24 protein-coding genes, 2 tRNA genes and 1 pseudogene are annotated in these 26235 nt (G+C 59.7%); 19 read left to right on the top strand and 8 right to left on the bottom strand.

The genetic code is table 11. The annotated features are described in order from the left end of the window. Positions 1–2: 2 nt before the first annotated feature. Positions 3–2063, bottom strand: coding sequence for an ATP-dependent helicase (locus EEQ99_RS20055; protein WP_028756822.1), 2061 nt, complete (start codon positions 2061–2063; stop codon positions 3–5). 105 nt (positions 2064–2168) lie between these two features. After that, on the bottom strand, positions 2169–2435 hold the full coding sequence (locus EEQ99_RS20050) for a hypothetical protein (RefSeq protein WP_028756823.1): 267 nt from the start codon (positions 2433–2435) through the stop codon (positions 2169–2171). A gap of 135 nt (positions 2436–2570) precedes the next feature. Between EEQ99_RS20050 and EEQ99_RS20045 the strand changes: the two genes are divergently transcribed. Both EEQ99_RS20045 and EEQ99_RS20040 read left to right on the top strand, forming a co-directional pair. After that, positions 2571–2831 (top strand): BON domain-containing protein, encoded by a 261-nt coding sequence (locus EEQ99_RS20045; RefSeq protein WP_028756824.1) that lies wholly within the window; start codon positions 2571–2573, stop codon positions 2829–2831. A gap of 93 nt (positions 2832–2924) precedes the next feature. Then, positions 2925–3185: a hypothetical protein gene (locus EEQ99_RS20040; protein ID WP_028756825.1), complete on the top strand. Its 261-nt coding sequence runs from the start codon at positions 2925–2927 to the stop codon at positions 3183–3185. Between the two features lie 293 nt (positions 3186–3478). On the opposite strand, the gene EEQ99_RS20035 is transcribed toward EEQ99_RS20040, so the two are convergent. Further along, positions 3479–3721: a DUF982 domain-containing protein gene (locus EEQ99_RS20035; protein ID WP_011650393.1), complete on the bottom strand. Its 243-nt coding sequence runs from the start codon at positions 3719–3721 to the stop codon at positions 3479–3481. Positions 3722–4035: 314 nt separating this feature from the next. After that, positions 4036–4110, bottom strand: a tRNA-Thr gene (locus EEQ99_RS20030). Positions 4111–4266: 156 nt separating this feature from the next. On the opposite strand from EEQ99_RS20030, the gene EEQ99_RS20025 reads away from it, so the two are divergent. The 12 genes from EEQ99_RS20025 to EEQ99_RS19965 all read left to right on the top strand — a co-directional run bounded on the left by EEQ99_RS20025 (position 4267) and on the right by EEQ99_RS19965 (position 13483). Continuing rightward, positions 4267–4461 (top strand): hypothetical protein, encoded by a 195-nt coding sequence (locus EEQ99_RS20025; RefSeq protein ID WP_028757477.1) that lies wholly within the window; start codon positions 4267–4269, stop codon positions 4459–4461. A 107-nt stretch (positions 4462–4568) separates the two neighbouring features. Continuing rightward, on the top strand, positions 4569–5861 hold the full coding sequence (murA, locus tag EEQ99_RS20020; RefSeq protein WP_028757476.1) for a UDP-N-acetylglucosamine 1-carboxyvinyltransferase: 1293 nt from the start codon (positions 4569–4571) through the stop codon (positions 5859–5861). Between the two features lie 95 nt (positions 5862–5956). Beyond that, entirely contained in the window at positions 5957–6388 is a 432-nt protein-coding gene (locus EEQ99_RS20015) for a DUF2948 family protein (RefSeq protein ID WP_028757475.1), read from the top strand. Positions 6389–6506: 118 nt separating this feature from the next. After that, on the top strand, positions 6507–7805 hold the full coding sequence (gene hisD / locus EEQ99_RS20005; protein WP_028757474.1) for a histidinol dehydrogenase: 1299 nt from the start codon (positions 6507–6509) through the stop codon (positions 7803–7805). A gap of 4 nt (positions 7806–7809) precedes the next feature. Continuing rightward, entirely contained in the window at positions 7810–8283 is a 474-nt protein-coding gene (locus EEQ99_RS20000) for a UPF0262 family protein (protein ID WP_028757473.1), read from the top strand. Beyond that, the gene (locus EEQ99_RS19995) at positions 8280–8765 is read left to right on the top strand and encodes an arsenate-mycothiol transferase ArsC (RefSeq protein WP_028757472.1); all 486 of its coding nucleotides are present in this window, start codon (positions 8280–8282) and stop codon (positions 8763–8765) included. Before EEQ99_RS20000 ends, EEQ99_RS19995 begins: the two co-directional genes overlap by 4 nt. A 123-nt stretch (positions 8766–8888) precedes the next feature. Then, positions 8889–9107, top strand: a complete 219-nt coding sequence (gene infA, locus EEQ99_RS19990; protein ID WP_003545338.1) for a translation initiation factor IF-1 — start codon at positions 8889–8891, stop codon at positions 9105–9107. Positions 9108–9162: 55 nt separating this feature from the next. Next, positions 9163–9783 carry a Maf-like protein gene (locus EEQ99_RS19985; protein ID WP_028757471.1) on the top strand — a complete coding sequence of 207 codons (621 nt, stop codon included), beginning with the start codon at positions 9163–9165 and terminating at the stop codon, positions 9781–9783. A 32-nt stretch (positions 9784–9815) separates the two neighbouring features. Continuing rightward, positions 9816–10028 carry a DNA gyrase inhibitor YacG gene (gene yacG, locus EEQ99_RS19980; protein WP_028757470.1) on the top strand — a complete coding sequence of 71 codons (213 nt, stop codon included), beginning with the start codon at positions 9816–9818 and terminating at the stop codon, positions 10026–10028. A 281-nt stretch (positions 10029–10309) separates the two neighbouring features. Then, positions 10310–10385, top strand: a tRNA-Phe gene (locus EEQ99_RS19975). 759 nt (positions 10386–11144) lie between these two features. Beyond that, the gene (locus EEQ99_RS19970; protein WP_028756155.1) at positions 11145–12074 is read left to right on the top strand and encodes a sugar ABC transporter substrate-binding protein; all 930 of its coding nucleotides are present in this window, start codon (positions 11145–11147) and stop codon (positions 12072–12074) included. 566 nt (positions 12075–12640) lie between these two features. After that, complete coding sequence (locus tag EEQ99_RS19965) at positions 12641–13483, top strand: DUF6030 family protein (RefSeq protein WP_049810886.1); 843 nt, start codon at positions 12641–12643, stop codon at positions 13481–13483. Between the two features lie 44 nt (positions 13484–13527). Here EEQ99_RS19965 and EEQ99_RS19960 read toward each other — a convergent pair. From EEQ99_RS19960 to EEQ99_RS19945, 4 genes and pseudogenes are all read right to left on the bottom strand, one after another. Next, positions 13528–13785, bottom strand: a pseudogene (locus EEQ99_RS19960) (transposase); the annotation flags it as partial. A gap of 7 nt (positions 13786–13792) precedes the next feature. Beyond that, the gene (locus tag EEQ99_RS19955; protein WP_047616987.1) at positions 13793–15238 is read right to left on the bottom strand and encodes an HlyD family type I secretion periplasmic adaptor subunit; all 1446 of its coding nucleotides are present in this window, start codon (positions 15236–15238) and stop codon (positions 13793–13795) included. 12 nt (positions 15239–15250) lie between these two features. Then, positions 15251–16966, bottom strand: a complete 1716-nt coding sequence (locus tag EEQ99_RS19950; RefSeq protein WP_063473917.1) for a type I secretion system permease/ATPase — start codon at positions 16964–16966, stop codon at positions 15251–15253. Between the two features lie 103 nt (positions 16967–17069). After that, a complete protein-coding gene (locus EEQ99_RS19945; RefSeq protein ID WP_028756841.1) occupies positions 17070–17645 on the bottom strand; it encodes a hypothetical protein in 576 nt (191 codons plus the stop codon). A gap of 596 nt (positions 17646–18241) precedes the next feature. Here EEQ99_RS19945 and EEQ99_RS19940 point away from each other — a divergent pair. The 5 genes from EEQ99_RS19940 to EEQ99_RS19915 form a co-directional block, all read left to right on the top strand. Further along, entirely contained in the window at positions 18242–19330 is a 1089-nt protein-coding gene (locus tag EEQ99_RS19940) for a hypothetical protein (RefSeq protein ID WP_063473916.1), read from the top strand. 712 nt (positions 19331–20042) lie between these two features. After that, complete coding sequence (locus EEQ99_RS19930) at positions 20043–20750, top strand: helix-turn-helix transcriptional regulator (RefSeq protein ID WP_052213402.1); 708 nt, start codon at positions 20043–20045, stop codon at positions 20748–20750. Between the two features lie 307 nt (positions 20751–21057). After that, the gene (locus EEQ99_RS19925; protein ID WP_063473915.1) at positions 21058–23205 is read left to right on the top strand and encodes a type I secretion system permease/ATPase; all 2148 of its coding nucleotides are present in this window, start codon (positions 21058–21060) and stop codon (positions 23203–23205) included. Then, the gene (locus tag EEQ99_RS19920) at positions 23202–24659 is read left to right on the top strand and encodes an HlyD family type I secretion periplasmic adaptor subunit (protein ID WP_063473914.1); all 1458 of its coding nucleotides are present in this window, start codon (positions 23202–23204) and stop codon (positions 24657–24659) included. The genes EEQ99_RS19925 and EEQ99_RS19920 overlap by 4 nt, the downstream gene beginning before the upstream one ends. Before the next feature lie 120 nt (positions 24660–24779). Further along, the coding region (locus tag EEQ99_RS19915) for a M10 family metallopeptidase C-terminal domain-containing protein (protein ID WP_127430958.1) at positions 24780–26235 on the top strand (1456 nt) is incomplete at its 3' end.

Below are 26235 nucleotides of genomic sequence, written 5' to 3'. Positions count from 1 at the left end.
GCCTATCGCCACATGCCGCGCATGCGGGCACCGACATCGATGCGTACCTGCCGCGCCTGCGCTTGAGCGGCGGTCTGCGATTTCACCTGCGGCCAGCTGCAGGCCTCGAAGAACTGCAGCAGGGTGGCGGGAATGAAGCGGCTGCGTGAGGCATAGACATGCCGGTCGCCCTGCGAATTCTGCCCATAGGTGAAGAAGCGTTGCGGCACGACGAGGTCGAGGCCATCCCGGGCGCGCGTCATCGCCACATAGAGCAGCCGGCGTTCCTCCTCGATTTCGGCGCTGGCGCCGACGGCGAGATCGCTCGGAATGCAGCCGTCGACGACGTTCAGCATGAAGACCCGCGTCCATTCCTGGCCCTTGGCGGAGTGGATGGTAGACAGGATGAGATAATCGTCGTCGAGGAGCGGCACGCCCGCCTGGTCGCTGGTCGCATCCGGCGGGTCGAGGGTGAGTTCGGTGAGGAAACGCTCGCGCGAGGCATAACCGCTGGCGATCTGCTCGAGCTGCAGCAGATCGGCCTGGCGCGTCGCGGCGTCCTCATGCAGCCGTTCCAGATGCGGCACGTACCATTGCCGCGCCAGACCGATTTCCGCCGGCCAGCCGGCCTTGCCGGTCTTCAGCTCCTGCAGCATCGAAACGAAATCAGTCCAGTCCTCGCCGGAGCGCGGCGGCGCGGGCATGGCGGCAAGCGCGGATAACGGGCTGGCATCCTCGGCCATCAGGTCGAGCGCCTTCTGCGCCGTCGACGGCCCGACGCCCGGCAGGATCTGCATCAGCCGGAAGCCCGCCACCCGGTCGCGCGGGTTCTGCGCGAAGCGCAGCGCAGCCAGCATGTCCTTGACATGCGCGCTGTCGAGAAACTTCAGCCCTCCGAACTTGACGAAGGGAATGTTGCGCCGGGTCAACTCGACCTCAAGCGGCCCGCTGTGATGCGAGGCGCGGAACAGCACGGCCTGCTGCTTGAGCTTGAGACCTTCTTCGCGGTTGTCGAGCACCATGTCGGCAACGTAGCGCGCCTGCTCGGCCTCGTCGCGCACCGTCACCAGGCGCGGCCGCTCGGACGATTGCCGCTCGGTCCAGAGATTCTTGGTGAAGCGCTCCGAGGCGAGATCGATGACGGCGTTGGCAGCCGCAAGGATCGGCTGCGTCGAGCGGTAGTTGCGGTCGAGCGTGACGATATCGGCGGCCGGGCTGAAGGCGGCGGGAAAATCGAGGATATTGCGCACCGTCGCGGCACGGAAGGAATAGATCGACTGCGCATCGTCGCCGACGACGGTCAACCCCTGGCCGCCGGGCTTCAGCGCCATGAGGATCGAGGCCTGCAGCCGGTTGGTGTCCTGATATTCGTCGACGAGCACATGGTCGAAACGATCGCCGATATCCTCGGCAATGACAGTCTCGCCGACCATCTGCGCCCAGTAAAGCAGCAGGTCGTCGTAGTCGAGCACGTTCTGGCTCTGCTTGGACTCGACGTAACAGGCGAAAAGTTCGCGCAGCTGTTTGTCCCACGCCGCGCACCAGGGAAAGGCGTCGCGCAGCACGAGATCGAGCGCGGTTTCCGAATTCACCGCTCGGGAATAGATGGCAAGACAGGTGCCCTTCGTGGGAAAGCGGCTTTCCGTCTTGGAGAAGCCGAGGTCGTGCCGGATGAGGTTCATCAGGTCGGCACTATCTTCGCGGTCGTGGATGGTGAAATCCGGATCGAGGCCGATCTGCTGGGCGTAATCGCGCAACAGCCGCGCGCCGATGCCGTGGAAGGTGCCCGACCAGGAAAGCGCGTCGGCCATGACGCCGGCATTGGCACCAAGCACATCGCGGCAGATGCGCTCGACGCGCCGCGCCATCTCGGCGGCTGCCCGGCGCGAGAAGGTCATCAGCAGGATGCGGCGGGGATCGGCGCCCTTGACGATCAGATGGGCGACCCGATGCGCCAGCGTATTCGTCTTGCCGGAGCCGGCGCCGGCAATGACCAGCAGCGGCCCGGCAATATGGCTGCCGTCGGTGAGCGTGCCGTGCTCGACGGCCATGCGCTGCTGCGGATTGAGCTTTTCGAGGTACATCCAGCCGTCCGGTCGGGCTCCCGCAGAATCACTGGGGAAAGATTAGATGTTCCTTGAATGTTCGCGATTGCCCTCGCTGTCAAGCGTTGTGGCGTGACGGCAGCCTCAGTCGGGGAAATCCGGGCCGACGACACGCCGCACCAGTTTCAGGCTGCGGTCCGGCTGAAGAATATAGGTTTCCTCCACGCGCTGGCCCGTCTCGTTGTAGAACTGGTTGTAGACGGCGCTGCCGACCGGCGACTTGGTGAGCTTCGTTCGCGGCTGGCCGCCATAGGTAATGCTGCCCGGAATGGGCTCCAGCGCCGGGCTATCGGCCGAGGAGCAGCCGGCAAGCAAGGCCGCGGTTAACAAGGCTGATAGAAGCGCTTTCATCGTCTTCATCCCTCTTTCGACTGCAGCCAGATATGGAAATCGCCGCGTCTTTCGCCAAGGGCTGTCCACCCGGCCGCAACGAAATGCCTCGCCGCGGCGTTAACCGATATCTACCAACATCAGGAGACGGCCACGGTGCTCGGATTTCCAGCATTCACCGACCATGAGGAGTCCGGCCGGCAGGGCCACAGCGATGCGGCGACGCGCGCTTCGGTGGAAAGCGCCCTTCATGCGGCCGGCGATATCGAAGCGGCGGACATCATCGTCAGCATATCGGGCGCCTATGTCGTCCTGGAAGGTTTCGTGCGCCGGCGCGGTGATGTCGAGCGGGCCGTCGAGATCGCCGAGAGCATCGTCGGCCGAGGCCATGTGCGCGGTCGCCTGCTGCGACGCTAGCCGGCCCGCGCGCCGTCATGTCTTGCGACGCATGAAGGGAACCAAAATGCCCTCCGCGGGTTGAAAGGCCGGACCCAAACGCTGGAGACCCTCATGCAGTCGCTTCTTCGCATCTCTGCAATGACCTTGATTACAGGCGGTGTCCTTGCCGGCTCCGCCCATGCCTCGCTGGAAACCGGCACGAATTATTCCGCTCTGCCGAAGGACCAGATCGCCCTCAACGAATATACCGGGGCCGTCGCCTGCCAGCCGGTAGAGCCCCACTATCTCCCCTCCTTCATCCGCGCGGCGGACGGTACGATCATCGGCGTCGGTTATGTCGAGGTCGAGGACGAGGGCGGCGCGGACTGCTGAAAACATGAGGACTTGCTCGGACGAGGCTCGCCTGCGTCTCCGCTAAGGGTACGAGCCTCTAACCATCATCATGATGGCTGGGCATCTTCTATGAAGACACCTGTACCAGGCGCAACACCTGTTGCACAAAAACCCGGCGCGAGTTCGATGCAGGGTTAAGCAAAATTAAAACATTGTTCCGTTCCGGCACGTTCCGTTTACGAACGACCTGAAGTGACCTGGAAATCCCGACCGAAGTGCAGCGCATAACCCCGAAAATCGGAATCGATTTTCGGAAAGGATTATGCGCCAGTTCAATGCAGCTTCAGCTTCGCCTCTTCGGCCGCCGCCAGGAACTCGGCTCTTGCTTCTTCCACGCTCTTGCGCCCGTCGAGCGCTGCCCGGCAGGCGCTGCGGGCCTTGATGTAACGAAGCCCGCGCATACTCGGCCAGAGATCCGCCAGGCACTTCAGCGCATCGAACGGACCATTGACCGTTCGCGCATCGGCACCTTCGAAACCGACCTTGACCGGGCTGTTCCATCTTTCAGTTGCCATCGATACTCCTCCACGATTGTCGACAGAAACGACGTGCAGCATCTCCCAGTTCCTCCGGGGAAACTCCGCCATGATAGGCATTCTAGCGCGATTTTTGCGGTCAACAATGGTGAATCGATTATTGCTGATGAGACGAAATGTCAGCCTGCATGGCCTTCCCGGCTCTCGTCAGATGGCTGCCCTGCGAGAGGTTGGTGAAACGGAGAGCGTGCGGCCGGGTCCCTTCGCCCCGTTTACGGGAGAAGGTGGCGGCAGCCGGATGAGGGGCTGGCCTCACCGAGTGAGCAAAATGATTCCTAATACTGAAAGAAAACTGGTGCTGCCGAGTGGGATTGAACCACCGACCTCACCCTTACCAAGGGTGTGCTCTACCACTGAGCTACGGCAGCAGGACCAGTACCCGTGCGAGCCGGGTGGCTCAATCGCGGGAACGGGGCGGCTATTGCCACAGCTTGACGGCAAGCGCAAGCAGCAAATTCCAACTTCGCGTGGATTGCCATGCAAGGGCCTTTTGGATCAGCGCGAATTCGGCTAATTCTTTTGGCATGAACGACAAGACCGAAACCGGCCAGCAGAGCCGCAAAAAGGCAATCGAGGCACAGGCGAAACTGCGTCGCGAGCGCGCCGCTGAAAAGCTCAGGGAAAATCTGGGGCGACGCAAACAGCAGGTGCGCGCCCGCCGTTCGGGCCAGGCCGACGAAACAAATGGACTGCCCGCCGCAAAAATGGACGAATCGTAATGTTCCGTCCCGGACGAATTGAAGCGTCGTCAGAAATCCCCTAAACACTCCACTCCTTATTCCAAGGCAGAACTTTCAGGAAAGGCGGGCGCGGCCCGTAAGCGCACATGGATCGTATCAGAATCGTCGGCGGTAATGAGCTGAATGGCATCATTCCGATTTCCGGCGCCAAGAATGCCGCACTGCCGCTGATGATCGCCTCGCTTCTGACCAGCGATACGCTGACGCTCGAAAACGTGCCGCATCTGGCCGATGTCGAACTCTTGATGCGCATCCTCGGCAATCATGGCGTCGATGTCGCCGTCAACGGCCGCCGCGAGCGCCAGGAAGATTCCTACGCCCGCACGATCCATTTCACCTGCCGCACCATCGTCGATACGACAGCCTCTTATGAGCTGGTCTCGAAGATGCGCGCCTCCTTCTGGGTCATCGGCCCGCTGCTCGCGCGCGAAGGCCATTGCCGCGTCTCGCTGCCGGGCGGCTGCGCCATCGGCACCCGCCCCGTCGATCTCTTCATCGAAGGCCTGACGGCGCTCGGCGCGACGATGGACATCGATGCCGGTTATATCAACGCCAAGGCACCGGCCGGCGGCCTGATCGGCGCGCGCTACACCTTCCCGAAGGTCTCCGTCGGCGCCACCCATGTGATGATGATGGCGGCAACGCTTGCCCGCGGCACGACGGTTATCGGCAATGCCGCCCGCGAGCCCGAAGTGGCCGATCTCGCCAACTGCCTGAACGCCATGGGCGCCAAGATCACGGGCGCGGGGACTGCGACGATCACCATCGAAGGCGTCACCTCGCTCTCCGGCGCCCGTCACCGCGTCCTGCCGGACCGCATCGAGACCGGCACCTATGCCATGGCCGTCGCCATGACCGGCGGCGACGTCGTGCTCGAAAATACCGATGTGGCGCTGCTCGAGACCGCGGTGGAAACGCTGCGCCGGGCCGGCGCGGAGATCTCGTCGACCAACAACGGCATGCGCATCAAGCGCAACGGCGCCGGCATCAAGCCGGTCGATATCGTCACCGATCCCTTCCCCGGCTTCCCCACCGATCTGCAGGCGCAGTTCATGGCGCTGATGACGCGTTCTTCCGGCGTCTCGCATGTCACCGAGACCATCTTCGAAAACCGCTTCATGCATGTGCAGGAGCTTGCCCGCCTCGGCGCCAGGATTTCGCTCTCCGGCCAGACGGCGAAGATCGAAGGTGTCCAGCGCCTGCGCGGCGCGCCCGTCATGGCGACCGACCTGCGTGCCTCGGTTTCGCTCGTCATCGCCGGCCTTGCCGCCGAGGGCGAAACCACGGTGTCGCGCGTCTACCACCTCGACCGCGGTTTCGAGCGGCTCGAGGAGAAGCTGACCCGCTGCGGCGCCATCGTCGAGCGCATCAGCGAGTAAACGCGCCCTTATCCCGGTTGCGTAATCCGCTGCGGCATCTTATTTCCCTTCTGACGCATCGCCATTCCGGCGGTGCCCGCGGGGGATGAGGCTGAATGACCGACCTGAAGCTTATTGCGCTCGATGACGAGGACCTTGCTGTCGTTTCCGCGCATATGCAGGACAGTGTCTTCAAGGTCGGAGACATCGACTGGTCGCCGCGCGACGCGCAGTTCGCGCTTGCCGTCAATCGTTTCGTCTGGGAAGGTGCCGAGCGCAAGCGCCGCGGTTTCGAGCGCCGCCGTGCCGCCCTGGTCTTCAAGCGTGTGCTGGCCGTCCGGTCGCTCGGCATCGATCGTGGCAAACGCGACGAGGTGCTGTCACTGCTGGCGCTGCGCTTCGAGCCGAAGGGCGAGGGGCCGGATGGTACGGTCGAGCTGTCGCTGTCCGGCACGGCCTCGATCGCGCTCGATGTCGAATGCATCGAGGTCCAGATGGCCGATATCGGCGGCGCCTGGGAGGCCTCTTCCAAGCCGCGTCACCGCTAGTGCATGTCGCCCGGAAGTGTGCAGCGGTTCCGGGATAACGGCATGCATAAAAAGAGCTTCAGTGCTTGACGCCTGAAGTTTGAATATCGCAGTTTCGAGTTGAGAGGGAATATCGGCCTTGGCAATCTGGCTGGATCAGGCATCGGAAGGTTTCGAGCAGCATTTTGCCGCCTTTCTGACGACCAAGCGTGAAATCTCCGAGGATGTGAACACCGTCGTTCGCGCCATCATCGATGATGTCAGGGCCCGCGGCGACGTGGCGCTCGCCGAATATTCGCTGAAATTCGACGGCATCGATTTCGCCACCGTGCCGATGCGCGTCACACCAGAGGAGATCGACGCCGCCGTCGAGGCGGTGCCTTCGGAAGTGCTGGGCGCGCTGAAGCTTGCGGCACTGCGCATCGAATCCCATCATCGCCGGCAGCTGCCGAAGGACGATATCTACGAGGACGACATGGGCGTCGGTCTCGGCTCGCGCTGGACGGCGATCGAAGCGGTCGGGCTCTATGTTCCGGGCGGCACGGCGAGTTATCCGAGCTCGGTGCTGATGAACGCCGTGCCGGCCAAGGTCGCCGGCGTCGATCGCATCGTCATCGCCGTTCCCGCCACGGGCGGCGCCGTCAATCCGGCGGTGCTTGCCGCCGCCAAGCTCGTCGGCGTCACCGAGATTTATCGTGTCGGCGGCGCCCAGGCGATCGCGGCTCTTGCCTATGGCACCGAGACGATCGCCCCGGTCGCCAAGATCACCGGCCCCGGCAATGCCTATGTCGCTGCCGCCAAGCGCCATGTCTTCGGCACCGTCGGCATCGATATGATCGCCGGCCCCTCCGAGGTGCTGGTCATTGCCGATAAGGACAACAATCCGGATTGGATTGCCGCCGACCTCCTGGCGCAGGCCGAACACGACGTCAGCGCCCAGGCGATCCTGATCACCGACGATGCCGCGTTCGGCAAGGCGGTGGAGCAGGCGGTCGAACGCCAGCTGAAGACGCTGAACCGCGCCGAGACGGCGGCGGCGAGCTGGCGCGATTTCGGGGCGGTTATCCTGGTTGCCGATCTGAAACAGGCCATTCCCTTGGCCAACCGCATCGCCGCCGAGCATCTGGAGCTCGCCGTCGCCGATCCGGACCGGCTGCTCGACGGCATCCGCAATGCCGGCGCGATCTTCATCGGCGCTCATACGCCCGAGGTGATCGGCGATTATGTCGGCGGTTCGAACCACGTGCTGCCGACGGCGCGTTCGGCGCGCTTCTCTTCCGGTCTTTCGGTGCTCGATTTCGTCAAGCGCACCTCGATCCTGCGCCTTGGCCCGCAGCAGCTGCGCAGCCTCGGCCCGGCGGCGATTGCGCTTGCGGTTTCCGAAGGCCTCGATGCCCATGCGCGGTCGGTCGCGATCCGCCTCAACCTCGAAAGGTGAGGGCATGGCGAAGGGCGAATTCCGGCTTTGCGACGTCGTCCTTGACGATACGATCGGCCGTTCGACGCCCGATGTCGAGCATGAACGCGCTGTCGCCATCTTCGACCTGATCGAGGAAAACAGCTTCGAGCCGCTCGGCCATGCCGGTGGGCCATACCGGCTGAACATCTCGCTGGTCGATTCGAAGCTGGTCTTCGCCATCACCACCGACGAGGGCGGCGGCGTCGCCACCCATATCCTGTCGCTCACCCCTTTCCGGCGGATCGTCAAGGATTACTTCATGATCTGCGAGAGCTATTACGAAGCGATCCGTTCGGCGACGCCGAGCCGCATCGAGGCGATCGACATGGGCCGGCGCGGCATCCACAATGAAGGTTCGCAGACGCTGAAGGACAGGCTGGCCGGCAAGATAGAGATCGATTTCGACACCGCCCGGCGCCTTTTCACGCTGGTCTGCGTGCTCTACTGGCGCGGATGACGGCAATGGATCGCGCCGCCGACATCGACGAGGGAAAGCGGCCGGGCGCCATCCTCTTCATGTGCGGGATGAATGCCATCCGCTCGCCGATGGCCGAAGCGATCGCCCGTAGCATTCTGCCGGCCAATACCTATATACGATCGGCCGGCGTTCGCGCCGGCGAGCGCGATCCCTTCGTGGATGCGGTGCTGGAGGAGATCGGGCTTTCCCTCGGCCGCCGCCAGCCGCAGACGCTGGAAGAGCTCGAGGACGATTATTTCGATCTGATCATCACCCTGTCGCCGCAGGCCCATCACGCGGCGCTCGAGTTGACCCGGTCGAATGCGATCGATGTCGTCTACTGGCCGACGATGGATCCCACGGTTGCAAGCGGAACGCGCGAGCAGATTCTGACAAGCTACCGCGAGGTTCGCGATCACCTGGCCGGCCTCATAGAAAGCCGGCTACTCAAGCGAAATGGCATCGCCGCGCAATCGGCATGAAAACAAATAAAGGAAAGCCTGATCAACAAGGTTCACAAACCATCGTTGATTGTGTAGTTTCCGCCCAAATTTTCAAGGCGCGCCCTGCGCTGCCTATTCAACCCACAGGAAGAAAACACTTATATGCCTAAAGAAGAAGTCCTCGAATTCCCGGGAATCGTCACCGAACTTCTGCCGAATGCGACGTTCCGCGTGAAGCTCGAAAACGAACACGAGATCATCGCCCATACCGCAGGGCGCATGCGCAAGAACCGCATCCGCGTTCTCGCCGGCGACAAGGTGCTGGTGGAAATGACGCCCTACGATCTTACCAAGGGCCGCATCACCTACCGTTTCAAGTAAGCTTGCCCAAGGCCCTGCAAGGCTTTTTCTCCCGTCTGCCGATGGTCGAGGTTCCATGACGCTGAAATACAAGCTCATTCTGGCCTCGGGTTCGCCCCGTCGCGTTGACCTGCTCAACCAGGCCGGCATTGAGCCTTCGCGCCTGATGCCGATGGATATCGACGAGGCGCCGAAGAAGTCGGAGCATCCGCGTTCGCTGGCCCGACGGCTTTCGGCTGAGAAAGCCGAAGCCGCCCTTGCCGCCATCAAGGGCGATATCACCTGGAAGGGCAGCTATATCCTGTCTGCCGATACGGTGGTCGCCGTCGGCCGGCGCATTCTCGGCAAGGCCGAGTTCGCCGACGAGGCGTTGAGCTCGCTGCATCTGCTGTCGGGGCGCAACCATATGGTCTACACCGGCGTTTGCCTGGTGACCCCGGATCGCAAGATCCGCCAGAAGATCGTCGAGACCAAGGTCCGCTTCAAGCGGCTCTCCGGCTTCGAGATCGAGAACTATCTGGCCTCCGGCCAGTGGCGCGGCAAGGCAGGCGCCTACGGCATTCAGGGCCTCGCCGGCACCTTCGTACAGAAGATGGTGGGCTCCTACACCAATGTCGTCGGCCTGCCGCTTTATGAAACCATTCTGCTTTTGACCGGCGAAGGCTTCGATGTGCATAGCCGGTGGCCCGAGGGCTGAGCCCGACGGCCGATCCTATAGGACAGACCGATATGCCTGAAGACAAGAAAGCGGCCGCCAAGGTCGAACCGCTGCGCAAAGCGCGCCCTTGCCCCGAATGCGGCAAACCTTCCCACCGCGAACACTACCCCTTCTGCTCCAACCGCTGCCGCGAGGCCGATCTCTCCCGCTGGCTGACCGGCGCCTATGCCATCCCGGTTGCCGACGATGAGGCCAAGGCCGATTATCCCGATGAGGAAAACTAATGCATGTCGCCCAAAAGTGCGCAGCGGTTTTGGGAGAACGACATGCATAGAAATAAAGGTCAAAGCGCGAGGAGCAGTCTGAAGGATTGCGACGCGCTTTAGAGAACTGCACCCGCGAAGCTCTTATATTTCCTCATGAATCCGCAAAGCCGGCAAGACCGTCAAAAAAGAGTCATTTGACGCTTGCCATGGCCGAACAAGATGCTATAACCCCGCTCGCTTCCGGGGCGAACCAAGGCCCCGCGGTTCTTTTCCTGAAAGGGGCCATCGGAAGCAGGTTAGCCCAGGTAGCTCAGTTGGTAGAGCAGCGGATTGAAAATCCGCGTGTCACTGGTTCGATTCCGGTCCTGGGCACCATTCAGTCTCTTAAAGCCAGTCTCATATGTTTGGTCTCGGAATAGCGGCAAGATTTTAATGGCTTAGCCCATATGTGCGTCCGTCTTTTCCACCTTTCTCAGCCTTCTGCATGTCATTCTCCACCTTTTGCCGGCCCGTCTCAGGTGGCTGTCGCCAGTAGCCAATAGCTCGCATCAGTTGACTTGCGCTTTCTTGAGACAGGTTCGCCTGTCTCGATCGACTCTGCTGCACCTGCGGAGAGCGCAAAAGGGCGTCTGCCGTGATGCCCTCCTCGATCAGCCAGCACGGCGCGGTTGAACGCCACCGGCGCCACCCGATTTCGCAACGTAGCGCGTCCGCTGTTGCGCCGGTGATGGAGTTCTCTCATCGCCGCGGCGATTCTTTCAGGAATGAGAGGGTTTGCAAGCAACGATGAATGGACCGCAAAACGAAATCAATAGAAGCTTGCCGAACTTCGTGACGTCGCCTCGTGATCGCGCGAAAACTGGGAGGAGATCAGGTGAAAGTCGCTCGGCATTGACGCCGTCTATGAAGTTCGCGGACTTAAGTCATCAAATAAGGCACTGAAAAAGCATGCATTTCGTGCGAGGCAGTGCAGCGGGGAACGACAGGCAAATTGCCAGCGTCGAGATCGCCGCGACAGCTTTACGATGATTTTCGACCTTTTTTGCTGGCACCCTGACGCCTCTTTTTGGCCAGGGCGCTGGAGCTCCGGCGTGAGGAGGGTGCAGCCGGGCACCGCTTTGTGGAGGAAGTGAAATGAAAAAGTTTATCCTGGGCACTGCGATGGCGCTCGTCATGTCGACGGCGGCTCACGCAGAAACCGTCGGCGTCTCGATGGCGAAGTTCGACGATAATTTCCTGACCGTTCTGCGCAACGGCATGACCGATTATGCAAAGACACTCAGCGGTGTGACGCTGCAGGTCGAAGACGCACAGAACGACGTGTCCAAGCAGCAGAGCCAGATCCAGAATTTCATCGCCTCCAAGGTCGATGCGATCATCGTCAACCCTGTCGATACCGATGCGACGACGGCAATGTCGAAGCTTGCGGCCGATGCCGGCATTCCGCTGGTTTACGTCAACCGTCAGCCGGTCAATGTCGACACGCTGCCGGAAAAGCAGGCCTTCGTCGCCTCCAACGAGCAGGAATCCGGCACGCTGGAAACCAAGGAAATCTGCCGCATTCTCGGCGGCAAGGGCAAGGCCGTGGTGATCATGGGCGAGCTCTCCAACCAGGCTGCGCGCATGCGCACCCAGGACATTCATGACGTCATCAAGACGGATGAATGCAAGGGGCTGGAGATCGTCGAAGAGCAGACGGCCAACTGGGACCGCACCCAGGGCGCCGACCTGATGACCAACTGGCTCTCCAGCGGCATCGAATTCGACGCCGTCATCTCCAACAATGACGAAATGGCGATCGGCGCCATCCAGGCGCTGAAGGCAGCCGGCAAGGATATGACCAAGGTCGTCGTCGGCGGCGTCGACGCCACCCAGGACGCGCTTGCCGCCATGCAGGCGGGTGATCTTGACGTCACCGTGTTCCAGGATGCCGCCGGCCAGGGCAAGGGCTCGCTCGACGCGGCGCTGAAGCTTGCCAAGGGCGAAAAAGTCGACAAGAAGGTCTATATTCCCTTCCAGCTCGTCACGCCTGAGAACGTCAAGGACTTCGTCACCAAGAACTGAGGCGAATGCCAAGCAGGATGCGGGCCTTGCCCGCATCTTTTTTTTTGAGTGCGCAAAGTCCCGTGGCTGATTGAGGATGAGACTGGCCGGCATCCCGACCTCGTGCCCGTAAAGAAGAGGCAGGGGCGAAACGTCAAGGAGTGAACCTTTGTCGAAGACGCTTTGCGCGCCGCGACAGAGGCCACCATTGTCGGCAAATATAGCTAAGCTAGGTTGCTCGACGGAACCTTGTTTTCGACATATGTGGGTCCGCGCGTTACTAGCGCATCGCCCCGAAAATCGCGGCCCCGAGGTTCCTGCTTGACGATTTATACAGTCGGCATCAGAATCGCAGCGTCGAAGGTGAGTCGACCGTGCCCGCTTTCACATCGTTGCTCGCCTCGGAAGAGACTAGCCGCAGCGGCCGTTTGGCCACGCGCCGACCGACGCCGCTGGTCGTAAGCTTGCGGGGGATCGCCGTGGATAAAGTGTCGTCGGCAGTTGGTCCTCCTCGCGACAGCCAGCCGCGGCACTGGAGGTTCCTCTTACGGAGCAACCGCCGCTGGCTGCTTTGGTCGGCGCTTTTGATGCCCGTTTTGTTTCTTGTCGGCATCGCTGTTTTTTACCATGAAATCCGTCACGTCGAAGATCCGGCTGGTCGCTTTGAGTATCAAGCGCTCGATAAGGCCGCCCGATCATCACGCATATCAGTCCGCCCTGATACGGCGGCTCCTTCTCCTCTTCCGCCGACGTCTATATCGCTGAAGCTGATCGAGGTTCCGAAACCGGAGCTGGCAAGTCAGTTTCTGCGGACGTGGCGCTTCGCGGGGCCAAATATCTGCGGCGCTCTTCGAGAGGCCGGCATCGAAATGAGCGAATGGAAAGCCGCATCGATGCGCAATCGCAGCTATGAATGTTATTTTCAGCGCATCCACGAACGGGACGAGGTGCGACCGCTCAGTTCGACCTTCGTTAGGGTTCGGGGAAATGAAAGGGGCGATATTGTTGAGATCCGCGCCAAGATCGTCGGGCCGCAGACAGATGCCCAGGGGCGTCTCGCTCCGGCTGTCCTGCGCATTTTCGAGATCATTGTGAAGCAGGCCTGCTGGCGTGATTTCGAAGATGCGCTTGCGTCGATCCAAAGCCTTCGCAATGTCGAATACGAACAATTCGGCGCCTATCTCAGCTTTACGCGCGAAGCCGGCAGCGAAAATAGCTTCAATTTCATTCTTGGCCTTAAGGCGACGTCAAGTTCGCAGGTAAGGACCAAGGCGTATTTTTCGGCAGACAGCTGGCTGGCCACGACAAAACTCCGCATTCCGCAAACTTCATCCTCATCGACGGCATCGTCACATCCACAGCCGCCACTTGCGCTCGATGACGGAGTGAGTAGCGGCCACAATTCAAGATCAATCTGGAACTGTGGCTGAACATCCATAAGTCCATCGTGACCTTAGTTTCGCCCCTTCGAGGTCTTCGCCAGCATCTCGCTCAGCGTTGCCGCCGAGAGCATGGATTCGGCCAAAAGCTTCTTGAGCTTCTGGTTTTCCTCCTCCAGTGCTCTCAGCCTTTTGGCATAGAGACCGACATTTCCGTACTGCAAGGATTGCCACCGATAGAAGGTCGGCTCGCTGATCCCGTGCTTGTGGCAAACATCCGCCACCGTCACCCCGGCTTGGTGCTCCTTCAGGATACCCGTAATCTGGTCGTCGTCGAATTTTCTCTTGCCCATCACGGTCTCAGTCCTCGCGAAATGCTCTGTTGAAACTGTCGAGGAGTGGTCTGACGGCATAGAGCGCCACGCTGCTTTCGCCCGTTTCGATCAGTGTCTGTGCGGGCATGCCCGCGACCAGTTCGACATCACTCATTTTTGCCAACCGCTCGTCCGTTACACGGATTGTCGCGGCAAAATAGGGCTGGCCACTCTGCGGATCGGTGAGACGGTCCGCTGATACATATTCGACCCGACCTTTCAGGAGTGGAACACGCCGCTGATTGTAGGGAAGGAGGTGGACCTGTGCCTCGAGCCCCGGATGGACGAGATTGATGTCTTCCGGTCTGACGTGGGCAGACACGACAAGACGATCGGTGCGTGGCAGAAGATCAACGAGTGGTTCACCCGCGCCGATCACGCCACCTGATGTGTGGATGCGCAGGTTCATGATTGTTCCATCTTCGGGAGCACGGATATCGGTCCTCGACAGTTGGTCGTCGATCGCCCGCAAGCGTTCGCGCAACTGCATGATCTGGCTTTCCGTATTGCGCATGCCCTGGGCGACTTCGTTCAGCCGGTCGCTCTCAAGCTTTGCGAGATCGGCCTGTGAGCCGCTGATCACCTGATAGGCGCGAGAGATCTGTGCCTCTACTGCACCGTGCTGGCCATCAAGGTCTGCTTTTTCCCGCTGGAGGTTGAGAAGCCTGCTCCGTCTTTCCAGTCCTTTGGCGGTGAGGACCGTAACCTGATCCAGTTCTTGGCTCGAGATTGCGGCTCTGTCGGCCAGTGCTGCCTTCTGCGCGCCAAGCCCGACGATTTCCTGCCGCACCTGCGCGATTTTTTCATTGGTGATCTGAATTTCCGCCTGCATGACCCGGCGACGGGCGTCGAAGATTTTCTGTTGCCCGATCAGAATGGCGCTGACCGAAGGATATTTGTCCATTGCTGCCCTGAGATCCTCAGGATAGGCGACATGGTCGCCGCCTGTCTGCTCCGCAAGCAGGCGGGCACGGCTTCCTTCGGCGTCCCAAAGTTGCCCTTGAACGCTGTCGCGCTCCGAGCGAGACTTCGTATCGTCGAGTTCTATGACGATCTGCCCGGCCGTGACCGCATCGCCGTTTTTAACGAGGATCCGTCGGACAATTCCACCTTCCAGATGCTGAATGGTCTTGCGGCTGGATTCCGGCTCGACAACGCCCGAAGCAATTGCAGCGCTTTTCAGCGGCGCCAGAACCGACCAGATTCCCAATCCGACGATGAAGGTCAGGATCAACAGGTTCCCCGTCCAGACAACACTTCTGAGCCGCGGCATGGGAGAAGGGGCGGCGGGTCCGCGCTGTTTCGACTCGATCACCGGCCAATAGGCCGACTGTTGCTTGGCTGTCGCTGTCGGTCGTTCGACCAGCTCCCGACCCGTCCTCGACGAATTTGAAAATCTCGCCGGCGTTGTCTCCAGTTGAACAAGGGCCATGGCAGCGTTCCCCTATGTTCCTGTTCGAGACGGTGGTTGAAGATAGGTTTCGTAAATCCGCTCACTGTCGCCGAAGGCAGCCACCGTCCCGTTGCGCATGATGGCAATCTTGTTGGTGATCGGCAGGATCCCCATCCGGTGCGTTATGATAACGACGATCATCCCCCTGGATCTCATGCGCTCGATTGCCGCAAAGAGCATGCGTTCGCCGTCATAATCCAGGCTCGAATTCGGATCGTCGAGAACGATAAGAGACGGATTTCCATAGGCAGCCCGTGCCAGTCCCAGCTGTTGGCGCTGAGCCCGAAGGAGCAGGTTTCCACCTTCACCGATATCGGTCTCGTAGCCCTGCGGCAGCCGCATGATCGCTTCGTGCAACCCAACGAGCTTTGCGGCGTCGATCGCTTTGCCGGGGTCTCCTCCGTCCAGCCGGCCGATCACATCCTTGATTGCTCCGCCGAAGAGTTCGATGTCCTGCGGCAGGTATCCAACATGGCAGGTCCCGCCGCAAAGGCGCAGAGCCGAGATATCGACCCCGCCGAGAAGGGCACATCCGCTCGTTGCTTGCACAACGCCTGCCATGATGCGGCCAAGTGTCGATTTTCCCGATCCCGACGGACCGATGAGCGCTATGCAATCGCCTGGCGCCAGCCGCAATGTGATATCCGTCAGTATCGGCCGATTGGCGAATGGCTTGAAATAGCTGACATTATCGAGAACGAGGCCATTGGGTTCCGGTCGCGGCACCATTCGAGCATCGCGGTCCGATGCAACTGCTATCAGCATTCTGTTCAAGCGATTGAAGGCATTGCGCGCAAACGTAAAGGAGCGCCAAGCACCTATTGCGCCCTCGATTGGTGCGAGCCCGCGCCCGAGCAGCAGGCTCGCAACGAAGATGATCCCGGGACTGCCGTCGTTTGCGAGCACCAGCCATGTCGCGGATCCCATCATCAGGATCTGCGCGAGTGTGCGGATCGATTTGGAGAAACCAAGAATGATCTCGGTGCGATGCATCGCGATGTCCTGCGCCCGTCTCGCCATTTCTGCATCGCGATAGACGATCAGCGCCGCGCCATCCTGCATGCCCATTGCCCGGATCACCTCGATGTTTTTGAGGGCGGTCGCAAATCGCAGATAACTCCTCGAAAGGGCAAGATTGGCGTGGGCAAGCGGCTCCCGCGTTGCCAGTTCCGTCATGAACGCAAACAGCAGAAGTGCAACTGCGCTCAGAAGACCGATGGTCCCAAGCAGCGGATGAACAAGAAAGAGCAGGAGCAGGAATAACGGCGCCCAGGGAACGTCAAAAAGCAGCGAGCTGGCCGGTGAATCGAGGAACTGGCGTAGGGCGGCCAGGTCCCTGTAGCATTCCGTAGCAGCTCCCGTATCGGCGCGAGCGGCATATTCGAACGATGCGGTCAACACCATGGGCCGTAGCCTGTGATCCAGCCAGCTGCCGAGGCGCGAAAGCGCAGCCCTGCGCACGATATCGAGCGTCGACCCGACCAGCACAGCGACGGCGATGATCATCGTCAGCATCAGGAGCGTGTCAGCGCTTCGGCTCGACAGGACCCTGTCATAGATCTGCAGGAGATAGATGGACGGCGCCAGAAGAAAGAGATTGTAGCCGCAGCTATAGAGGAAGACCAACCCGAAGGCTCCGGCACAGGCCCTGAGCGCGACAACAAGCTGTGTCGGCGGGCGCGGTGGCTTGATGGAAATCGTTGTCATTACCAGATCTCGCTGCATTTGATACTGACGAGAAAAGACTGCGTGCTGGTTCAGCAATTCAGGAGGGTCGCCAGCCGAAACCGGCGACCCTCAGAGTCTGAATTCATGAGCCGAGATGGTCGACGTCGATATGGCCGAAGGCGTTTATGAAGTGATCGAGAGAATTGTTCACCGTCGTCGTTTCGGGATCCGTGTGCACCAGAGCTGACGAGATATCGCCGCCCAGAGCGTTGTTTCCGTTGCCGCCGTTGCCGCCGACGCCTGCGAGGATGGTGGCATGCTGATCGGCCACAAGCTGCGTATATTGTGTCGCGGTCGTAGCTGCAGCCACCGCAGCCGTGTCGCCGCCGCTCGAGTTTCCTTGGCTGCCGTTGGAGTTGGAATCTCCCCCCGCGCCGCCGTCGCCGCTGTTCGTGACCGCCGCCAGGAAGCCGTTCTTGGCCTGAGCAAAGCCACCGTCTCCGCCATGGCCGGCGTCCCAACTTGCCTTCTGCCAAACGTGATCGCCGTTGTGCAGATCGGTCGTTGCCCCGTAGACCTTTTGCACGGGGTCTACATATGCAACTGGGTTGTAGTTGATGTTCCCATCGTTGTGGCCATCACCGCCGTTGCCGGCTTTCGCGTCACCAGCATCCGGGTTATTGAGTTGAATCGTGTCGGATATTTGTGGAATAGGCATTGATGTCACTCCTTCTACTTCGTTTCGTCCATGTTACTTTTACGGCGTGGGTATCCAGCATGTCACCGCTAGCCAATACAACCGCGGACGAATATTGCCTGCGATTTAATCTACGAACTACCCAGATATTCGGCGGCATTCCTTCGGATGTATACTTGAAGGTGATGGAGAGTTATTTGGATTAGTACTGAGTGATTTGACCCCGGCTGGTATGGGCAGGATCATTTCTGCGGCCTCGTCGAAGCGATGCCGTTTTTCGAAGCAACGGCCGTCCAAGCGAACCGGCTGCATCCCCGGGGCTGATCAGGCCGCGCCTGGCGGAGGCCCCGCTTGGAGCTGAAAAACTGTCATGACCCGCCGCGAGAACGGGGGCGCAAGATGGGGGCCTCTAACCCAAACGGGCGTTGAGTGCTCGCAGACTCGCACAAGGAGCACTGCGGCCCTGACAGCCAAATGGCTATAGAACTAGCCGACGGGATGTAGACGAATTGCAGGCTCTGCTTTTGTTGCGTTCAGATGCACAATGCCTGAACAATTCAGGCTGCATAGCGTCGCACGCTCGGTGGCCGTGCGGTTGACCGGAAATGGAGACGGTAATGGCGGAAACTCGTTCCTTATCGGAAGACTTGCCCAAGGCGGGCACCGATCAAAACCTCGCCCCTAATGCGGCCGCGGGGCATCTGGCACTGGTGCCGACCTGGCTTCCATTGGAGGTCGCTTCCAATCCGAGCTATAATTCTGCCGGCAGCGGTGGTGACGGGATAAGCGAAGGCGTGATCAGCAGCAACGCCTTGGCCGTCTTCATGCCGTCGAATGCCGCGATGGCCGGGCCTCATTCGGGCGCCGACGCTTTCCAGGGCAATGATGCGCTTATCAATCAGCATCCTACCGAAATGGCCGGGATCGGCGGGAATGGCGGAAGCGGCAATGTTGCCATCGGCAGCGGCGACGGCGGCAATCATGCCGGCACCGGCGGCAATGGCCTCTTCTACGGTGGACTGGTCAGCACCGAAGTCGCGGTGTTTGCGCCGGTGAATACGGCCGTGGCTGCTGGCCCCGGCGCGGAGGCTCACGCTGAGCAATCGAACAATGCATTGTTTCTGCAGGGCGCAACCCAGATGGGCGGCATCGGCGGCTCGGGCGGAGACCACAACGCCGCGGGCCACGGTGCGTCGCTGAGCCCGGGAACGTCGCTCACATTGACCGGCGACAATTATGCGGGCCACGGCGGCGATGGATATTTTATCGGCAGCATGGTCGACGTAAGCGTGGCCATATTCTCACCGATCAACATCGCCGTCGGCGCCGCGGGCGGCTCGGCGGTCGCTCATCAGACAAACAATGCAATTTTCGATCAGGGCACTGTGCAGATCGCCGGCATCGGCGGCAATGGCGGTGGCTTCAACATGTCGTCGGATACGATTTTCACCGGCAACCATGCGGGGGGCGGTGGCGGGACCGGATCGTCAACCGGCAGCATGGTAGACGTCAATTTCGCCTATTTCCATCCCATCAACATTGCCGTTCCCGCCGGCGGGACGGCGGACGCCCAACAGATCGATCATATTCTCTATGATCAGCAAGCGCTTCAGTTGGCGGGCATCGCGGGCCACGGCGGAGAGGGTAATCTCACGGACGCCCATTCGGCTCTCGTCGACGACATTCTGAGCTTCATGCATAGCTAGCGGATAGACTCCGCGCTTGCATTGCGGAGGCTCGACTGCACGAAACCGCTTTCGTGCCGACGGGCTCGCGCAATGCCGAACATTTCTCCACGACCTCATCCGTATTGTCGCCGATTTCGGCCGCCAGAGGCCGTGACCGCCGCCCGGCATCTGGGAGCGTCGGCGCAGTGCTGCCTGCGTGAAACAACGGGTATTCATGCCTCATCAGGGTGTAGTTTCACTAATCATAATGGGTAATCAGCGATCTTGTGGTTTTGTCGCTTTTTTCGGTTGTCGTTTTGCTGTCTGGGTCTGCGGCTGTTTTGAACTGACATATGGAAACAAAGCCGAGCCGATCGGCAGCTGGTTATCTCCACTGGTTCCTTCCAAAATGGGTCTGTAGCAGATCGGTTGCTTTTTCAGTGCCTTTGAAAGCTTTGTTGACCCGCTTGCCGTACGTGAATTCGGCGAAGGGATGGAAAGTCTGTAGCGACAAGTCGAACCAGCAGACCCTCATGAACAATCTCTTAAATACGCCCTGCAGGCCTAGTCATCTCTCACTCAAATCTTATAGACTATAAGAATTATCGTGAGAGATCAGACTATTGATATCTGAAATACACTCACTTTTTATCATGACATGTAATGAGAACAGGAATAATATGAACAGCTGTTGCGTTGCAAATATCTGGGGAGCGCGCAAGTGTCCGACATTGCTAATACCAAGCGCCGTATGGGGCGCAATGCACCAACTGTGATCATCATTGAGCATTCTACTTTGGCGCGCACCACCGTGGTGAAGCTTCTTGAGCGTGAACTCGCCGGGTGGAACTTTATAGATTTGATCTCGACCGAGAGTCTCGATCGGGCTCTTGGAGCCGAGGTGCGTTTGATTGCATTGGATCTGGCTGGCAGAGATGTCGAGAGCGCCAGCCTGCGGGAAGATCTCGCGGCAATTGCTGCACGTTTTCCTGAGGCTCCTATCACGTTGCTCTCAAGTACGGATGACGTCATCATAGTCCGTCAGGCGCTTGAGATAGGCATCCGCGGCTTTTTCTCGACGTCACTTCCCGTTGATATTGCCCTTGCCGGTCTTCGCCTTGTTCTGGCAGGAGGAACATTTTTCCCGCAGCTATTGGGAGCTGTTGCAAACGGCTCGAGCGAGCATAGCCCGGCCAGAAATGAGGCCGAAAAATGCTTGGATGATAGGACGCAGTACTTGGCGATTGCTGATTTCACTCCCCGGGAAGCGGATGTCCTCGCAGAGCTGCAATCCGGCTGTTCAAATAAGGTAATTGCAGGAAAACTCAATTTGTCGGGGCATACGGTCAAGATGCATTTGCAACACATTATGCGCAAGTTGCAGGCGCAGAACCGCACTGAAGTGGTTGCCCGCTTAATTCAAAGAGCCGCCGGTGGGCCTGACGCCTCGCCGAGTTAGGCGGTGTCGGCCAGTACCGGGGCGCTGTCTCAACGTTTGAGTGGGTGTCGGAGCGCGGTTTGATCCCATCATAGGCGCCGAAGATTGCTCCCTGACTCGAGCCGTTGCCACCCCCGGCGAAGCTAGACTGTGCTACCGTCGGTGCGTTGTTGCTTCTTCGCCACAACCGGCTCGAAATCAGGCGAGCTCCAATATCCCCCCGTGGCGCAGTATTTCCGAGTGAGTTACATCATCAGCAAGCAGCCGCAGCAGGCGGTTGGGCCGGTGGAGCGCGGTAATCTGTAGCTTCAGGGGAATAGTTCCGCGCATGGATGGCAGCCTTTCGCAGCATCTGGACTCCGGTCTTCGTGCGCTCTGCGGCATCGCTGCATTCTATCGCATTGCTGCCGACCCGGTTCAGCTGCAGCACGATCTGGCGTTGAAGGGGCGCACGTCCCAGGCCATCGACATTCAGCGAGCAGCCAAGATCATCGGGCTTAAGGCGCGTGTCGTGGAGAAGGTCACGGAGCAACGTCTTCGAGCCATGCCTGTCCCCGCCATTGTCCAGGTGCGCAGCGGCTCCTTTCAGGTGCTCGGCGGCTTGAACCCATCGGGAAAGTACAGACTCGTCGATCCGATAACACGCGTCGATCGTGAAATCGCTTCTGCGGATATACTAGCCGAAATCGACGCGCGCGTTATTCTTGTGGGGCGGCGCATAAGAGGCGAAGGGTCCGACCCGCGAGAATTCGGCTTCAAGTGGTTTCTGCCATCGATCTGGCGTTATCGAAAGCCGCTTGCCCATGTATTGCTTGCCTCGCTGTTTGTGCAGATCTTCGCGCTCATCACACCTTTGTTCTTCCAGGTCGTGGTCGACAAGGTCCTGACGCACAAAGCCTATTCGACGTTGTTCGTGCTTGTTGCAGGCATCGCGATCATTGGTCTCTTCGATGTCATGCTTCAATATCTGAGGGCCTATGCGCTGGCTCACACGACGAACCGGATCGATGTCGAGCTCGGCCAACGATTGTTCCATCATCTCCTGCGGCTACCGCTGGAGTACTTCGAGACGCGATCAGCCGGCCAGACCGTCGCCCGCGTTCGAGAACTTGAAACGATCCGCGCATTTCTGACCGGGCAGGGGTTGTTTTCGGCGCTCGACGTCATTTTCACTTTTGTCTTCATCGCGGTTCTTTTCGCCTATTCCTGGAGCTTGACCCTGGTTGTCGTTGCGGCGATCCCGATCTACCTCCTGATCGGAATCGTGGTTCGACCGCCGCTGCGCGAATTCGTCAAAGAGAAGTTCAATCGGGGAGCGGCAAGCCAGCAGTTCCTGGTCGAAGCGATCGTCGGTGTCCACACGGTTAAATCCGCCGCGGTGGAGCCGGTGATGCAGGCGCAGTGGGAGGAAAAGCTCGCAGCTTACGTGCGAACAGCCTTCGATACGACACTGCTGAGCGCTGGCGGACAAAATGCCATTCAATATGTGAGCAAGCTTTCGACGGCGGTCCTTCTTCTTTTCGGTGCGAGGGCCGTGATGAACGGGGAGCTTTCCGTTGGTTCGCTTGTTGCCTTCAACATGATCGCAGGGCAGGTCACCCAGCCGGTTTTGAGGTTGTCCCAACTCTGGCAAGATTTCCAGCAGGTGCAGATCTCGGTCGATCGGCTCGGCGACATTCTGAACACGCCGATGGAGCGTCAGCCAAGCTCCCGTTTGTCGTTGCCTGCCCCACGGGGGAACATTGAACTTCGAAATGTCACCTTCCGTTATCGGCCCGGCTCTCCGGAAGTCTTGAAAAACGTATCGCTGGACATCAAACCCGGAGAAATCATCGGTATCGTCGGCGCATCGGGTTCCGGAAAGTCCACGCTTGCCAAACTGGTGCAGCGTCTCTACGTCCCCGAAGAGGGTCAGGTCCTGCTGGATGGCATGGATCTATCACAACTCGACCCCGCTTGGCTTCGAAGCCACATAGGAGTCGTTCTCCAAGAGAATCTGCTGTTCAACCGCACGATCCACGACAATATCGCTTTCTCAAACCCGGCGATGCACCGCGCTCAGGTTATTGCGGTTGCCAAGCTCGCCGGGGCGGATGAATTCATTTTGCGGTTGCCGCAAGGCTACGACACGATGATCGAAGAACGTGGCGCGAACCTGTCCGGCGGCCAGCGTCAGAGGATCGCCATTGCCCGTGCGCTTGCCACAGCCCCGCCGATCTTGATTTTCGATGAGGCGACCAGCGCCCTCGACTATGAAAGCGAACGGGTCGTACAGACCAATATGCGCCAGATCGCCGCCGGCCGAACGGTTATCATCATCGCGCACCGGCTCGCAGCTGTGCGGCCCTGCAATCGGATCATCGGTATGGCAGACGGGCGCATAGCGGAAATTGGCAGCCATGACGAGCTGCTTAAGCGCCCGGACGGGCTCTATGCGCGGCTTTGGGCCTTGCAGAATGACAGAGGCGCCGCATGAAAAGTGGACCTGTCCAAGCTGTTCGATATGCCGGTCCTGCGCCGCGCCCGGCCAAGCGATCCGATCATGAGTTTCTGGCACCGGCGATCGAAATCCTCGAGACCCCACCCTCGCCGGTGCGCCTGGCGCTGATCTTGATCATTTGCGCCTTTGTCACAACGGCATTGATCTGGTCCTATATCGGCCACATCGACATCATCGCAGCCGCACAGGGCAAGATTCAGCCGGCCGGCCGCGTCAAGGTTGTTCAGCCGCTGTTGACGGGTAAGGTGAAGGCGCTTCCGCCATCAAATGGCACACAGGTCAAGACCGGTGATATCCTCCTCGAGCTTGATCCGACGGATGCTATTGCCGATGAGACGGATGCGGCAAAAGGCCTGGCGTCTGTGAACGCCGAGGTCCGGCGCCGAACAGCTGCGGTAAACTATGTTCGTTCTCAGGAGAGCGGCAGGCTGCCGCCAACGATCTCATGGGATGCGGACGCGTCCGATGAATTGCGTCGTCGTGAAGAAGGCATCCTGCGGGGCGACCTCGAACAATACCAGGCCGCAGTTGCGTCGCTTGATGCTCAGAAGCACCAGAAGGAAGTGGAGCGCGATCGTCTGACGGTGACGGTTGCGGCTCAGAACTCGCTGGTTGAAACGCTGAAAGAGCGTGTGGCGATGCGCAATATGCTGGCTTCGAAGGAAGCCGGCACCATGGCAAGCGTGATCGATGCGACGCAAACATTGAAGGAGCAGGCGACGCAACTGGCTATGCAGGAAGGTCAGCTCGCTGATGCCGCCGCTGGTATCGAGGTCCTTGCGCGGGAAAAGGACAAGCTAAAACGAGCATTCCTAGGCGATCAGCTCGAGCGGCTGGGTAATGCGGAACGTCGGGTCGAAGAGCTGGAGCAGCGACTGGCGAAAGCCATAAATGTTCGCGAGCAGATGACTTTGCGCAGTCCAATAGACGGCACGGTGCAAGCATCCTCGATTACCAGTGTGGGCCAAGTGGTGACCGTCGGCGAGGACGTGATGCGTGTCGTGCCTGAGGGAAGCACACTGGAACTCGAAGCTTACGCTTTGAACAAGGACATCGGCTTCATCAAGGTCGGCCAGGATGCTGTCGTCAAGCTCGAAGCCTTTCCCTTTACACGCTACGGAACGATCCCGGCCCGCGTCATCAAGATTGCGGCCGATGCGATTCCGGAACCCGATGCCGCGCGTCGTGAAGGCGACCCTGCGGCACGACAGTCGGAGACAACGTTCGGCGGCGCCGAAAGGATGCAGAACCTGGTTTTTCCGGTGACATTGAGTTTGGAGGCCGATCAAATTCTAGCAGATGGCAGTAACGTCCAGTTAAGCGCGGGCATGGCAGCAGTTGCGGAGGTTCGAACAGGCGAGCGCAGGATCCTGGAATATGTCTTCTCGCCTTTGATCGAGGTCGCGGAGGAAGCCCTTCATGAGCGTTAGTTACTTAGGTCAAAACCTTACTGAAGCGAGATAAGACTTGTAGTTGAAGTTTCACCCTCATGCGGAGCAGAGGGAACCGGCATTTGGCACGGCAGAGTGGATTAGGCAAACGGGGATTTTATGACGAACCTTATTACTTCGACGAAGAACGTCAGCTTGACTGGGGATCAGAAAGTTGACGGGCTGTTCAGCGGCACAGCCTGGGACGGAACGATAACCTATGCGTTTCCCACCTTCTCGACATCGTATTCCTATGCTGGCGAGAAAGATTGGGGTTTCTCTGCGATTTCCTCTCAGCAGCAGTCTTTTGCCTTGTTCTTCATGGAGCAATCCTACGGAAATACTGCAAATGACGGTTTCTCCGTTGAGGGATTTACGAACGCCAACTTTCAGGCCGGTAGTGCGGAGACCGCATCGGTGCGGTTCGCTCAGTCATGGATGCCCCCGACGGCATGGGCCTATTATCCAGACACTCCGGAGGCAGGCGGCGACGTCTGGTTCGGAACGTCATATGCCGGCACTGAGGTAGATCTTCGCTTTCCGGAGTTCGGCAACTATGCAGGGCATACCTTGGTGCATGAACTGGGTCACGCGCTGGGATTGAAACATGCTCATGAGCCCATATACTTCGACAATTCAACGGTCGTTCCGAGTGCCTACGATTCGCTCGAATACACGGTCATGACTTACCGCACGTTTGTTGGAGACGATACAACAAGCGGCTACAAATACGAGCATGACGGCGCGCCTCAAAGCTTCATGATGCTCGACATCGCCGCCCTGCAGGAAATGTATGGTGCGGACTACACGACCAACAGTGGCAATACCGTTTACAAGTGGAATCCGAACCAAGGCATCACCTATGTCAACGGCGTCGCGGCCATCACGCCCGATGCCAACCGCATCTTCGCGACAATCTGGGACGGCGGCGGAATCGATACCTATGATTTGAGCGCTTATACTACCAACCTCACGATCGATTTGCGAGCAGGGGGGTACTCGGTCTTTTCCCAGGGCCAGTTGGCCGATCTGGGGGGTGGTCCGAACAATGGTTACGCCCGCGGCAACATTTTCAACGCGCTTCTTTATCACAACAACGTTGCCTCCTTGATCGAGAATGTTCAGGCCGGCTCCGGCGACGATACGATTGTCGGTAACGAAGCGAACAATACGCTTTGGGGAAATGCCGGAAATGATTCGCTGTCCGGTGGTACTGGCGTCGACACATTGATCGGCGGCACTGGCAACGACACCTATTTCGTCGACAATGCCGCCGACGTCGTCACCGAAAACGCCAGTGAGGGGACCGACACGGTTCGCGCCACGGCAAGCTACACGCTTGGCGCCAATGTCGAAAACCTAACCTTTATCGGCACCGGGGCCTTCAGCGGTATCGGAAACGGGCTCGCCAACACGATCACGGGGGGCGCCTCCACCGATACGCTCTTAGGCGGCGCCGGCAACGATACGCTGGACGGTGGCGCCGGTGCTGACACGCTGCTCGGCGGTGCGGGGGACGACACCTACATCGTCGACAATGCCAGCGACAGCGTCACCGAGAACGCCAGCGAGGGGA

It is taken from the genome of Rhizobium anhuiense (assembly GCF_003985145.1).
GTDB classification, from domain to species: Bacteria; Pseudomonadota; Alphaproteobacteria; order Rhizobiales; family Rhizobiaceae; genus Rhizobium; species Rhizobium anhuiense.
This window is presented reverse-complemented; position numbering and strand designations above follow the sequence as displayed.

Bases quoted from the DNA above. Each gene is read 5' to 3' on its own strand.
- EEQ99_RS19925 (WP_063473915.1), top strand. From the start codon at position 21,058: ATGGATGGCAGCCTTTCGCAGCATCTGGACTCCGGTCTTCGTGCGCTC.
- EEQ99_RS19945 (WP_028756841.1), bottom strand. From the start codon at position 17,645: ATGCCTATTCCACAAATATCCGACACGATTCAACTCAATAACCCGGAT.
- EEQ99_RS20035 (WP_011650393.1), bottom strand. From the start codon at position 3,721: ATGGCAACTGAAAGATGGAACAGCCCGGTCAAGGTCGGTTTCGAAGGT.
- EEQ99_RS19965 (WP_049810886.1), top strand. From the start codon at position 12,641: ATGCCCGTTTTGTTTCTTGTCGGCATCGCTGTTTTTTACCATGAAATC.
- EEQ99_RS19920 (WP_063473914.1), top strand. From the start codon at position 23,202: ATGAAAAGTGGACCTGTCCAAGCTGTTCGATATGCCGGTCCTGCGCCG.
- EEQ99_RS20055 (WP_028756822.1), bottom strand. From the start codon at position 2,063: ATGTACCTCGAAAAGCTCAATCCGCAGCAGCGCATGGCCGTCGAGCAC.
- EEQ99_RS19930 (WP_052213402.1), top strand. From the start codon at position 20,043: ATGGGGCGCAATGCACCAACTGTGATCATCATTGAGCATTCTACTTTG.
- EEQ99_RS19970 (WP_028756155.1), top strand. From the start codon at position 11,145: ATGAAAAAGTTTATCCTGGGCACTGCGATGGCGCTCGTCATGTCGACG.
- EEQ99_RS19950 (WP_063473917.1), bottom strand. From the start codon at position 16,966: ATGACAACGATTTCCATCAAGCCACCGCGCCCGCCGACACAGCTTGTT.
- EEQ99_RS19985 (WP_028757471.1), top strand. From the start codon at position 9,163: ATGACGCTGAAATACAAGCTCATTCTGGCCTCGGGTTCGCCCCGTCGC.
- EEQ99_RS19955 (WP_047616987.1), bottom strand. From the start codon at position 15,238: ATGGCCCTTGTTCAACTGGAGACAACGCCGGCGAGATTTTCAAATTCG.
- EEQ99_RS19995 (WP_028757472.1), top strand. From the start codon at position 8,280: ATGACGGCAATGGATCGCGCCGCCGACATCGACGAGGGAAAGCGGCCG.
- EEQ99_RS19940 (WP_063473916.1), top strand. From the start codon at position 18,242: ATGGCGGAAACTCGTTCCTTATCGGAAGACTTGCCCAAGGCGGGCACC.
- EEQ99_RS20050 (WP_028756823.1), bottom strand. From the start codon at position 2,435: ATGAAAGCGCTTCTATCAGCCTTGTTAACCGCGGCCTTGCTTGCCGGC.
- EEQ99_RS20000 (WP_028757473.1), top strand. From the start codon at position 7,810: ATGGCGAAGGGCGAATTCCGGCTTTGCGACGTCGTCCTTGACGATACG.
- EEQ99_RS20025 (WP_028757477.1), top strand. From the start codon at position 4,267: ATGAACGACAAGACCGAAACCGGCCAGCAGAGCCGCAAAAAGGCAATC.
- infA (WP_003545338.1), top strand. From the start codon at position 8,889: ATGCCTAAAGAAGAAGTCCTCGAATTCCCGGGAATCGTCACCGAACTT.
- yacG (WP_028757470.1), top strand. From the start codon at position 9,816: ATGCCTGAAGACAAGAAAGCGGCCGCCAAGGTCGAACCGCTGCGCAAA.
- EEQ99_RS20015 (WP_028757475.1), top strand. From the start codon at position 5,957: ATGACCGACCTGAAGCTTATTGCGCTCGATGACGAGGACCTTGCTGTC.
- murA (WP_028757476.1), top strand. From the start codon at position 4,569: ATGGATCGTATCAGAATCGTCGGCGGTAATGAGCTGAATGGCATCATT.
- EEQ99_RS20040 (WP_028756825.1), top strand. From the start codon at position 2,925: ATGCAGTCGCTTCTTCGCATCTCTGCAATGACCTTGATTACAGGCGGT.